The organism is Acrocarpospora pleiomorpha, assembly GCF_009687885.1.
GTDB classification, from domain to species: Bacteria; Actinomycetota; Actinomycetes; order Streptosporangiales; family Streptosporangiaceae; genus Acrocarpospora; species Acrocarpospora pleiomorpha.
In genome coordinates, this window is the sequence record NZ_BLAF01000130.1 from 1 (window position 1) to 10,417 (window position 10,417).

Here is a 10,417-nt window from a genome sequence, read left to right on the forward strand (position 1 = left end):
ACCCCCAACCGCACCCCGACCGCAACCGCAAAAAGGGCACCTGACCCACACCACCGGCCGGAGCCGCAGCACCCCGGCGCCTCAGCAGGCATAGCCCCCTGACCAGCGAGAACAGCCCTGCTACGACACAGACTGATCTCGCCTCAGGGATTGGTTGGGGCTAGCCGGATTTGGACATGGTGTGCGGCTTGTTGAGCCTGGCCGCCTGGATGATCAAGTAGCGCTGCTCCGGCTAGCTGGTGGTCCTGGCGGCGGACGCCCACACGCACAGAAGTCCTGGGATAGCTGACCCACGATCCAGCGGCTGGAGCGTAGAGCACTGCCAGCCCCCATTCCGGTGACACCGCACAAGCCACCAAGCCGCCCTAATGGCCGGGCCGCCATGGTCCGGCCATCTTTGGCACCTCCGACAGCGAGAGCAGCCCGCACATAACCGACGCCGGATAGACGCCGCACAAGCCACCAAGCCGCTCCAATGGCCGAGCGCAACGGTCCGGCCATTTGGTGCCGGGACGGCGAGCGCCAGCACAGACGTACCCGGCGCCAGATAACGGCGAGTAGCTCGGTGGTGGGTAATTCCCCCCGGGCAGGCCCCGGTCAGGCCAGACCGTGTCTTACCGCGTAGAGCGCAGCCTGGGTTCTGTCTTGGACGCCGAGTTTCATCAGGACGTTGGAGACGTGGGTCTTGACGGTCTTCTCGGCGACGAGGAGTTCGCGGGCGATCTCGCGGTTGGAGCGGCCCGCGGCGATGAGGGCGAGGACCTCACGTTCGCGTTCGGTCAGCAGGACCGGTGTGGCGGGGTGGTCGGGCTGAGGGCCGTCGAGCATGGCGTCGGCGGCTTCGGGGGCCAGGAGGACCTGGCCGCCATGGACGGCGTGGATGGCGCGGACCAGGGCGGCGGGGTCCACGTCCTTGTAGAGGAAACCGGCGGCTCCGGCGCGCATGGCGGGGGCGACGTCGGCGCGGTCGCTGACCGAGGTGAGGATGATCGCGCGGACTTTCAGGTCCCGGGCGGCCAGCTCAGTCAGCGCGCCGAGACCGTTCAGGCCGGGCATCTTCAGGTCGAGCAGGAGCACGTCAGGATCGAGCGAAGCGGCCAAGGCCACCGCCTCGTCGCCGTCCGCGGCTTCACCGACCACCTCAATGTCGCCTTGGACTTCCAGGAACGTGCGCAGTCCCTGGCGCACAATCGGATGGTCATCAGCGATCAGGACTCGAATGGGTCCGCTCATATCGGGACCACCAAACGCACAACCGTGCCGCCCTGGGGGTCCGGGGTGACCTCGATGTCGCCCTGGACTTCCAAGAACGAGCGCAGCCCCTGACGCACAACCGGATGGTCATCAGCGATCAGGATTCGAATGGGTCCGCTCATATCGGGACCACCAGACGCACCTCCGTGCCGCCCTGGGGGTTGGGGGTGATGTCGAGGGAGCCGCACGCGGATTCGGCGCGGTCCCGCATGGAGGCGAGGCCGAGGCCGCGGGATTCCGCGTCGACCAGGTCGAAGCCCTTGCCGTCGTCGGCGATCTCCAGGGTGAGCCGGGAGCCGGCTTGGGTCAGCGTGACGGTGATCACGCAGGATTCGGCGTGGCGGAGCGCGTTGTGCAGGGCCTCCTGGGCGACCCGGAGCACGGCGACCTCGGCCGCCGGGGGCAGATCGCCTGGAGGTTCGCCCTCCAGGGTGAACGAGAGCTCCACCGGATGCAGCCGATCCAGCAACGCGACATGTTTGCGCAGGGTCTCCACCAGGCCGTGCCGATCCAGCTCGGCGGGCCGCAGCTCCACGATGACGGTCCGGAGTTCGGCCAGCGCCTCCCCGGCCAGTCGCTGCACCTGGTCGAGCTCCCGCGCCGCCCGCGCCGGATCGGAGGCCAGCAGCGCGGACGCCGCCCGCGCGGTCAGCCGCAGCGAGAACAGCTTCTGGGTGACGGCGTCGTGCAACTCCCTGGCCATCCGGGTGCGTTCCTCGATGACGGTGAGCTCTCGACTCCGCTCATACAACCGGGCGTTGATCAGAGCGATCGCGGCATGCGCCGCGAACAGCGTGAGCAGCTCCTCATCGGCGGCGGTGAAGCCGCCAGGGGCGCGCTTGTTGGCGAGAAAGATGATGCCGAGCACCTGATCCCCGTCCAGGATCGGCACCCCGAGAAAGTCCTTCAGCACCGGATGCGCCTTCGGCCACCACTCGAAGCGCGGATCTCGCCGCAGATCGGGCAACCGCACGGGAGATCCCTGACGGAGCAACGCGCCGAGCATGCCATGCTGCCGGGGCGTCGGCCCGATGGCCTCCCACTGCTCATCGGAGATGCCCTCGGCGACGAACTGCGCGAACGCCCCCTGATCGTCGGGCACTCCGAGCGCCGCATATCGCGCGTCCAGCAGCCGGCTGGCCGACCGGACGATCACCTGAAGCACCTCCCGGGCCGACAGATGCCGGGTCACCGCGAGCACGGCCGAACTCACGGCATGCAACACCGCGTCCCGCTCACCCGAATCCACAACCGCCACGACTTCACCCTAGGCCGCCCCACCGACATTCCGTTCGGCCCGATGGCCTAGGCCGATGAGCCCGCCCCCGGCGGACCTTCCGCCCGATGTGGACAAGTCCCCGCATTCCTAGCGTGAAAAGCCCACCAACGGAGAGGTCTGCACATGAAGCACGCACTGATCACCGGCGCGTCCCGCGGGCTCGGCCTCGCACTCGCCCGGGCGCTGGCCGCCGACGGCTGGTCGCTCACGCTGACCGCCCGCGGCCCGGCCGAGCTGCGCGCCGCCGCCACCGAGCTGGGCGCGACCGCCATCCCGGGCGATGTCACGGATCCGGAGCATCGGGAACGGTTGGCGCATGCCGTACCGGAACTGGATCTGCTGGTGAACAACGCCAGCGGGCTCGGGCCTGTGCCGTTGCCGGCGCTCGCCGAGCTTCCGGTGGACGGGCTGCGCGCGCTGCTGGAGTCGAACGTGCTGGCGCCGCTGGGGTTGATCCAGGCCACGCTGCCCGCGCTGCGGAAACGGCAGGGCGCGATCATCAACATCTCTTCGGACGCGGCCGTCGAGGCGTACGAGGGCTGGGGCGGTTACGGCGCGACGAAGGCGGCGCTGGAGCAGCTGTCGCACGTGCTGGCCGCCGAGGAGCCGGAGGTCGCGGTCTGGTGGGTGGATCCGGGCGAGATGCGGACCCGGATGCTCGCCGACGCGATCGGCGTGGACGAGGCGGCGCAGGCGGACCCGCCGGACGTGGTCGCGCCCACGCTGCTCAGCCTGCTCGCCCGGCGTCCGGCCAGCGGCCGGTTCACCCGGGGAGAGCTGGCATGAGCCTCGATTTCGCGCTCCCGCCGATCCGGGAGGCGCACGAACCGCCGGAGGCGCGCGGGCTGGCCAGGGACGCGGTCCGCCTGATGGTCTCCCGCCGGGACAACGGCGAGATCACCCACCACAAGTTCACCGACCTGCCGTCGGTCCTCGGCCCGGGCGATCTGCTGGTGGTCAACAACTCGGCGACGCTCCCGGCCGCGGTCCGGCTGGACCGGCTGGCCGTGCACTTCTCGACCGAACTCCCGTCCGGCGAGTGGCTGGTGGAACTGCGCCGCCGTACGCCTACCGCCACCGAACCCTACGCGGGCGGCGCGCCCGGCGAGTGGCTGCCGCTGCCCGGCCGGGCCACCCTGCGCCTGATCGCCCCCGAGACGCCCCGCCTGTGGCGCGCCCGCCTGGACCGCGACGTGCCCGCCTACCTGGGCAGGTACGGAACCCCGATCCGCTACTCCTACGTCGAGCGGGACTGGCCGCTGGAGAACTACCAGACCGTGTTCGCGGTCGAGCCGGGCAGCGCCGAGATGCCGAGCGCGGGCCGCCCGTTCACCACGGCGCTGGTCACCGAGCTGGTGGCCCGGGGGATCGCGATGGCGCCGATCACGCTGCACACCGGCGTGGCCTCACCCGAGAAGGACGAACCCCCATATGCCGAGCGATTCGCCGTACCCGAGCACACGGCTCGCCTGGTCAACCTGGCCCGCGCGGCGGGCGGCCGGGTGATCGCGGTCGGCACCACGGTGGTCCGCGCCCTGGAGACGGCGGCCCTGGACGGGCCGGTCAGGGCGGTTTCCGGGTGGACGTCCCATATCGTGACGCCCGCCGAGGGCGTACGCGCGGTGGCTGGCCTGATCACCGGCCTGCACGAGCCGCGCAGCAGCCATCTGATGATGCTCGCCGCGATCGCCGGAGCCGAGCTGGTCGCCCGCTCCTACGCCGAGGCGCTGGCCGAGGAATACCTGTGGCACGAGTTCGGGGACACGCACCTGCTGCTCTAACCGGTGCAAGAGCGCTCCAAGTGTTCTCCGGAAAGATACCGGTGGAAAGCAAAAGTTCTTTACTCATTGCGCCAAAAACTGGTAAAAATCACTCCGGTTCATTTTTGGGGCGTTCCTAGCTGCCCCTTCGTCCTCCTGGAGACATCCTCATGCCTCACCCGATCGTCAAGATCGCCAGTTTCGCGCTGGCTCCACTCGTGGGCGCGACCCTGTTCGCGACCGCGCCGGCCGCCGCGAAGGCCGACGACCCGTTCTCGGTCTTCAAGATCTCGAACGTGAAGTACACCAAGAAGGTCAAGACCGGTGGCTGGGTCAAGTACTCGTTCACGGCCACCAACACCGGCCCGCACGCCGCCGACTACTACTGGATCGGCGGCACCCTGCCCAAGAGCGTCGACACCAAGAAGAAGCTGTACTGGAGCGGTCCGAAGGGCACCGAGTGTGACTGGGCCGGGCGTGAGTTCTGGTGCTGGACGCCGCACATCCTTGAGGTGGACGAGAGCGACCGGCTCTCGGTGCAGTTCAAGCTGAAGAAGAACGCCCGTGGTTGGCAGTACGGCGAGGTCGGCGCCATCGCGTACGACGTGCCCACCGGCGCCGGAGACCTGGACCGGCAGGCTCTGAAGGAGCTCGGCCTCAAGGGCTGGATCTACACCAAGAAGATCCGCACCCTGGCCGTCAAGTAAGCCCCCCGAGTCGCCCGCCCCGGCACCGGGCGGGCGACTCGCTCGTCACACGTCGTCCCAGCGGAACAGGGACACCGCGATCAGGCCGATGACCAGGCCGAACCCCAGGATGATGCCGAGTTCCGGCAGGATGCTGGCCGGACCCTGGCCGCGAACCATGACGTCCATCATTCCCTCGTTCAGATGTTTCATCGGGAAGACGTTGGACAGCGACTGCAGCCAGCCCGGCGCGCTGTCCAGCGGGAAGAACGTGCCGGACAGGAACGCCATCGGCAACACGATCAGGTTGGCGATCCCGGCCGCCGCCTCCGACGTCTTGGCCAGGCCGCCCGCCACCATCCCGATCGCCATGAACACCAGCGTCCCGGCGACGACCACCGGAACGCACATCCACCAATAGTCCGACAGCTGTAGCCCGAACATCGGCAGGCTGGCCACCCCCAGGAAGATCGCCGTCTGCACCAGCGCGATCCCGACGCTCGCCCCGACCCGGGCCGACACCACGGTGGCGGTGCTGACCGGGGCCAGCCGCAACCGGCGCAGGATCTTCTTCTGCCGCCAGGTCACCAGCGTCATGGCCGCGCCGAACGTGGCGCCCATCGAGATGGCCCAGCTGAGCAGTCCCGGCGTGACGTACTGGATGGCTTTGAGCGACTTGTCCTCAACCGGTGCGGCATCCAGCGTGAACCGTTGCGGCACGCCGGCGGCGTTGGCCTGCCCGACCAGCTGGCCGAACACGCCCCGGACGGTGCCCGCCCTGACCTGATCGGCGGCGGTGTAGAAGAGCTGGTAGCGGTCACCCTCCTGCCGTACCACCGCGACGAAGTCGCCTTGGCGCACCTGTTCCTGCGCGGCGGCGAGATCGTTCTGCTTAGTGATCTCCAGGATCTCGCCGAGCCCTCGCGCCTGGTCCAGAACCGCCACCGGGCCGACCTGGATGATCTTCGACTTGGCGACGCCCTGATTGGTGAAGATCGCCCCGAACAGCACCAGGAACATGAGCGGGAACAGGATCGTGAAGAACATGCTGGCCCGGTCGCGGAGGAAGCCGAGCAGCATGGCGCGGGAGAGCGATCTGAACGGGGTCACGCGCGGTACTCCCGTCCGGTGAGGTGCAGGAAGACGTCTTCGAGGGTGGCGCCTCTGACCTGGATGCCGGTCAGCAGGTTACGGTCGGCCAGCGCTGTCAGCACCGGGGCGGGGGCGCGGGTGGCGATGGTCACCGTCACGCCGTCGTCGGTCACGCTCGCGTCGGGGCCGGCCACCTCGCGGGCGGCGGGCAGGCTGAGCGTGCCGGTGGCGAGGCTGATGTGGGTGGCGCTGTCGAGGCCGCGCACCAGCGTGGCCGGCGGCCCGAGTTCGAGGATCTTGCCGTGGTCCATGATGGCCACCCGGTCGCAGAGCGCCTCGGCCTCGTCCAGGTGGTGCGTGGTCAGCACGACCGTGCGGCCCGCCTCGTTGAGCGAACGCAGCAGGTCCCACAGGTTGCGGCGGGCCTGCGGGTCGAGCGAGGCGCTCGGCTCGTCCAGGAACAGCACGTCGGGGTCGTGCACGAGGGCACAGGCGATCGACAGGCGCTGCGCCTGCCCGCCGGACAGCTTCTCGGCTGGCGTTCCGGCTTTGTCCTCCATGCCGACGACGGTGAGCATGTCGTCGGCCTTCTTGGCGGGGATGCCGTACAGGGAGGCGAACGTGCGGATCTGCTCGCGCGCCGTCAGGCGCTCGAAGAACGAGGATGCCTGGAGCTGCACCCCGATTCTGGGCAGCAGCTTGGGATTGCGGGGCCACGGCGACATGCCCAGAACCTCGACGGTGCCGGCGTCGGCCTGGCGCAGCCCTTCGATGATCTCCAAGGTGGTGGTCTTCCCCGCGCCGTTCGGGCCGAGGATGCCGAAGAACTCGCCCTCCTCGACGGAGAACGACACCCCGTCGACGGCATGAACATCTCCATACCGTTTCTGGAGGTCCTGAACAACGATTGTTTGCCCCATATTGCCCAGGCTAGGCGATCATCTGTCGCTGATGCGCTCCCTGCGGTGTTCCACTCAATCCGGTACGGACCTGCGCTTCCGCGACCGACGCCAGCGCCTTCCTGGCCTCGTGCGGGCGGCCGGAAGGCGACAGCCGTACGGGCGGGAAGAGGGTCACGGTCACGGTCAGGTTCTTGGTCATGGTCACCCGCCGGATCGAGCCGATCAGCGTGTCGCCGCCGACGTAACACGGGCGGGCGGAGGTGACGTTCTTCTCGCGATAGTGAATAGTGGCCGGGCGCACGGCGGCCTCCGCGTCCAGAGCGGCCTGGAACACGGCCGGACGAAACGGCCCCATCTCCCCGCCGCACCAGGTGGTGCCCTCCGGAAAGGCGACCACGGTGTCGCCCGCGCGCAACGCCGTCGCTACTCCAGCGACCGCCTTCGGCAGCTCCAGCAGCCGATCACGGTGGATGAACAACACACCCGCACCACGCGCCAGCGTGCGGATCAGCGGCCACTCCCCGACTTCGCTCTTGGCCAGCGGCCGGCACGGGAGGGTCGCCGCCATGACCAGGGGATCCAGCCACGAAATATGGTTGGCGACCAGCAACGTCCCGCTTCCGCCTCCGTCTGGTACGGCACGCAGCACCGGCGCGCCCCCGAGAAACGCGAATCCCTTGCTCGCCAGCACGCGCACACCGAGCGCCCGCAGCAGCAGCCGCGCCCAGCGTTGAGTGATCTTCGCTCGGGTGTCCGGGCTGAACCGGCGGGAGAGCACGGCGATCGGGACACCGCCGACGAGCACCGCCGCCGCGCCCGCGATCCTGCCCATCCTGCGCAGTGGCGAAGCCACCGTCAGAGCCGGGTTGACGCACGTGGACGGCTGGCACGGGGCCAGCGGCTGCCACGCGGTGACCGAAGGGGGGATGAAGGTGACGGTCATGGCTCGCCCAAGAAGTGCCGAAGGTAACGTGTGTCCACATTCGCGAGCGAGAGCAGCACGAAGAAGTCGGCCGTGCCGAAGTCGGCGTCGTGCGCGGGCGCCCCGCACACCCAGCCGCCCAGGCGCAGATACCCGCGCAGCAGCGACGGCATCACAAACCGCTCCGGAGCGCCCCCACCCGACCAGGGGATGTGCGGCACGACGCGGTATTCGTCCGGCCCGAGGTCGATCCGCTCCACCACCCCGGCCGCCGCGACACCGCCGTCGTTCAGCGGCACCGAGCAGCATCCGGCCAGCCAGGAGTACCCGCCGCCGACCATGTAGTGCGCGATCCCCGCCCACATCAACGCCAGCACCGCACCGGCCCGATGATCGCGGTGTACGCAGGTGCGCCCCACCTCCACCAGCCCGCCCCGGATGGCCGCCAGCTTTCCGAGGTCGAAATAGCTGTCGGAGTAGAGCCGCTCGACCCGCCCCGGGGGAAGCAGGCGATAGGTCCCCACGACCTCGGTCCCGCTGCGAACCAGCAGATGATCGCAATAGGCGTCGAACTTATCCACATCCAGGCCCGAGACAGGCGAGTCCAGCCGCGCCCCCATCTCGTTGGCGAAAACCTCGTAACGCAGCCGCTGCGCCGCCTGCACATCGGCTGCGGTCCGCGCCAGGCTCACGGTGTAACGCCCCCGCGCATCCGCGAGATCGATGGTCATCTCCTTGGACGCCCGCGTCGCCATGACCACCGCCGGCCCCACCCGCCCACTCTTCGACGAACTCACCGGCACCTCCACCATCGTGCTCCTCCGGGATTCCATTTGATCCACTCGCACATCCATCGCAGTAGGCGCCGAGCCATCCATGGACACCTGCGCGTCCAACCGAGTGCCGGTTACGGACATGGCCGTCCCCGCATCGGCCAGCCCGGTCAAGGGCGCTCCTGCGCCGGTTCGAGCAGCCGCCCTGACCTGCTCGTTCATCGCCGTGGCCGTCGTTCCGTCCACGGGCATCGTGATCGTTTGATCCATCGGCCCGCTGGCCGGTGGGCTGACTGATGAGGTCAGTGGAGTTTTGTTTTGCATGGAGACATGACGACATGCGGACATGACGGTCAGCTCTCCTATTGGCGTTGAGGATGCGTCCGGATGGTGAACCTGATGCGCGGGCTCGAAGGGAGGACCAGTAGCGTTGAGGTGTCGTACGTTCCCCGCTCCTTTACAGAGATCCGGATGAACCAGCGCACCCTTCTGATCACGCTCACCGGCCCAGACCGGCCAGGCGTCACCTCAAGACTTTTCACCGTTCTCGCGGGATTCCCCGTCACCGTCGCCGACGTCGAACAGGTCGTTATCCGCAAACGGCTCACTCTCGGCGTCCTGGTCTCGTACGCGGGCGGCCCCTCGACCGGAACCGGCGGCACGATCGGCGGCCTGTGGACCGCGATCGAACAAGTCGCCGCCGACCTGGACATGGACCTGGAGCTGACCACCGGCACCGCCTCCAAGGAGAAGCGCCGCCGGGGGCGGCTGCACATCACCGTGCTCGGCTCGCCGCTACTGCCGTCCGCGATGGCCGGAATCGCCGGCCGGATCGCGGCCAGCGGCGCCAACATCGACCGCATCGACCGGCTCTCCAGCTACCCGGTCACCTGCATCGAAATGGCCGTCTCGGGCGCCGACCCGGCCTCACTCCGGGCCGAGCTCGCGGCCGAGGCGCACCTGCAGCAGGTGGACGTGGCCGTGCAACGCTGGGGCATCCACCGGCGCGGCAAGCGCCTGATCGTCATGGACGTGGACTCCACCCTGATCCAGGGTGAGGTCATCGAACTCCTGGCCCGTCACGCGGGCAACCTCGAGGAGGTCGCCCGGGTCACCGAGGAGGCGATGCGCGGCGAACTCGACTTCACCGAATCGCTGACCCGCCGAGTGGCCCTGCTCGAAGGCCTCCCCCAGGAGGTGTTCGAAAAGGTCACCAAGGAGGTCGTCCTCACCCCCGGCGCGCGAACCCTGGTCCGCACGCTCAAACGCCTGGACTACCGTTTCGCCATCGTCAGCGGCGGCTTCACCCAGATCACCGACGCCCTGGTGACCGACCTCGGCATCGACTACTCCGCCGCCAACACCCTGGAAGTCATCGACGGCCGCCTCACCGGCCGCGTCACCGGCGAAATCATCGACCGCCCCGGCAAAGCCAGAGCCCTGGAACGTTTCGCCCTGCAATCCGGCATCCCCCTCAGCCAGACCGTGGCCATCGGCGACGGCGCCAACGACCTTGACATGCTCGCCACCGCCGGCCTGGGCATCGCCTTCAACGCCAAACCCGTCGTACGCAAAGCCGCCGACACCGCCGTCACCGTCCCCTACCTCGACTCGATCCTCTACCTCCTCGGCATCTCCCGCGAAGAGGTAGAAGCCGCCGACGCCGAAGACGGCCTAACCGACACCTAATCACCCAGCTCCGCCCCGCCCCTGGACCAACCAACACCTTGGCCTCTAAAGACAGATGCG

General features: G+C 68.8%; 11 protein-coding genes. 5 read left to right on the plus strand and 6 right to left on the minus strand.

The features are described 5' to 3' along the window. Nucleotides 1-597: 597 nt before the first annotated feature. Nucleotides 598-1,233 carry a response regulator gene (locus tag Aple_RS51205; protein ID WP_155352081.1) on the minus strand — a complete coding sequence of 212 codons (636 nt, stop codon included), beginning with the start codon at nucleotides 1,231-1,233 and terminating at the stop codon, nucleotides 598-600. Nucleotides 1,234-1,372: 139 nt separating this feature from the next. Next, nucleotides 1,373-2,512, minus strand: a complete 1,140-nt coding sequence (locus tag Aple_RS51210) for a GAF domain-containing sensor histidine kinase (protein WP_218038949.1) — start codon at nucleotides 2,510-2,512, stop codon at nucleotides 1,373-1,375. A gap of 144 nt (nucleotides 2,513-2,656) precedes the next feature. On the opposite strand from Aple_RS51210, the gene Aple_RS51215 reads away from it, so the two are divergent. The 3 genes from Aple_RS51215 (at nucleotide 2,657) to Aple_RS51225 (ending at nucleotide 5,000) form a co-directional block, all read left to right on the plus strand. Then, the gene (locus tag Aple_RS51215; RefSeq protein WP_155352082.1) at nucleotides 2,657-3,319 is read left to right on the plus strand and encodes an SDR family NAD(P)-dependent oxidoreductase; all 663 of its coding nucleotides are present in this window, start codon (nucleotides 2,657-2,659) and stop codon (nucleotides 3,317-3,319) included. Beyond that, complete coding sequence (locus Aple_RS51220) at nucleotides 3,316-4,314, plus strand: S-adenosylmethionine:tRNA ribosyltransferase-isomerase (protein ID WP_155352083.1); 999 nt, start codon at nucleotides 3,316-3,318, stop codon at nucleotides 4,312-4,314. The genes Aple_RS51215 and Aple_RS51220 overlap by 4 nt, the downstream gene beginning before the upstream one ends. A 149-nt stretch (nucleotides 4,315-4,463) precedes the next feature. Continuing rightward, complete coding sequence (locus Aple_RS51225; protein WP_155352084.1) at nucleotides 4,464-5,000, plus strand: hypothetical protein; 537 nt, start codon at nucleotides 4,464-4,466, stop codon at nucleotides 4,998-5,000. Between the two features lie 45 nt (nucleotides 5,001-5,045). Here Aple_RS51225 and Aple_RS51230 read toward each other — a convergent pair whose 3' ends face one another. Genes Aple_RS51230 through Aple_RS51245 form a run of 4 tightly spaced genes read right to left on the minus strand, consistent with a single transcriptional unit; the run spans nucleotide 5,046 to nucleotide 8,626 of the window. Beyond that, complete coding sequence (locus tag Aple_RS51230) at nucleotides 5,046-6,089, minus strand: ABC transporter permease (RefSeq protein ID WP_155352085.1); 1,044 nt, start codon at nucleotides 6,087-6,089, stop codon at nucleotides 5,046-5,048. Continuing rightward, on the minus strand, nucleotides 6,086-6,991 hold the full coding sequence (locus Aple_RS51235; RefSeq protein WP_155352086.1) for an ABC transporter ATP-binding protein: 906 nt from the start codon (nucleotides 6,989-6,991) through the stop codon (nucleotides 6,086-6,088). Before Aple_RS51235 ends, Aple_RS51230 begins: the two co-directional genes overlap by 4 nt. A gap of 10 nt (nucleotides 6,992-7,001) precedes the next feature. After that, nucleotides 7,002-7,916, minus strand: coding sequence for a lysophospholipid acyltransferase family protein (locus tag Aple_RS51240; RefSeq protein WP_155352087.1), 915 nt, complete (start codon nucleotides 7,914-7,916; stop codon nucleotides 7,002-7,004). Further along, nucleotides 7,913-8,626 carry a GNAT family N-acetyltransferase gene (locus Aple_RS51245; RefSeq protein ID WP_155352088.1) on the minus strand — a complete coding sequence of 238 codons (714 nt, stop codon included), beginning with the start codon at nucleotides 8,624-8,626 and terminating at the stop codon, nucleotides 7,913-7,915. Before Aple_RS51245 ends, Aple_RS51240 begins: the two co-directional genes overlap by 4 nt. A gap of 184 nt (nucleotides 8,627-8,810) precedes the next feature. Between Aple_RS51245 and Aple_RS55960 the strand changes: the two genes are divergently transcribed. Together Aple_RS55960 and serB are read left to right on the plus strand one after the other, a co-directional pair. Beyond that, a complete protein-coding gene (locus Aple_RS55960; RefSeq protein WP_281361776.1) occupies nucleotides 8,811-8,933 on the plus strand; it encodes a hypothetical protein in 123 nt (40 codons plus the stop codon). Between the two features lie 206 nt (nucleotides 8,934-9,139). Further along, entirely contained in the window at nucleotides 9,140-10,357 is a 1,218-nt protein-coding gene (gene serB, locus Aple_RS51250) for a phosphoserine phosphatase SerB (RefSeq protein WP_155352089.1), read from the plus strand. Nucleotides 10,358-10,417 lie beyond the last annotated feature (60 nt).

Bases quoted from the DNA above. Each gene is read 5' to 3' on its own strand.
- Aple_RS51205 (WP_155352081.1), bottom strand. From the start codon at position 1,233: ATGAGCGGACCCATTCGAGTCCTGATCGCTGATGACCATCCGATTGTG.
- Aple_RS51215 (WP_155352082.1), top strand. From the start codon at position 2,657: ATGAAGCACGCACTGATCACCGGCGCGTCCCGCGGGCTCGGCCTCGCA.
- Aple_RS51220 (WP_155352083.1), top strand. From the start codon at position 3,316: ATGAGCCTCGATTTCGCGCTCCCGCCGATCCGGGAGGCGCACGAACCG.
- Aple_RS51225 (WP_155352084.1), top strand. From the start codon at position 4,464: ATGCCTCACCCGATCGTCAAGATCGCCAGTTTCGCGCTGGCTCCACTC.
- Aple_RS51235 (WP_155352086.1), bottom strand. From the start codon at position 6,991: ATGGGGCAAACAATCGTTGTTCAGGACCTCCAGAAACGGTATGGAGAT.
- Aple_RS51240 (WP_155352087.1), bottom strand. From the start codon at position 7,916: ATGACCGTCACCTTCATCCCCCCTTCGGTCACCGCGTGGCAGCCGCTG.
- Aple_RS51245 (WP_155352088.1), bottom strand. From the start codon at position 8,626: ATGACCATCGATCTCGCGGATGCGCGGGGGCGTTACACCGTGAGCCTG.
- Aple_RS55960 (WP_281361776.1), top strand. From the start codon at position 8,811: ATGGCCGTCCCCGCATCGGCCAGCCCGGTCAAGGGCGCTCCTGCGCCG.
- serB (WP_155352089.1), top strand. From the start codon at position 9,140: ATGAACCAGCGCACCCTTCTGATCACGCTCACCGGCCCAGACCGGCCA.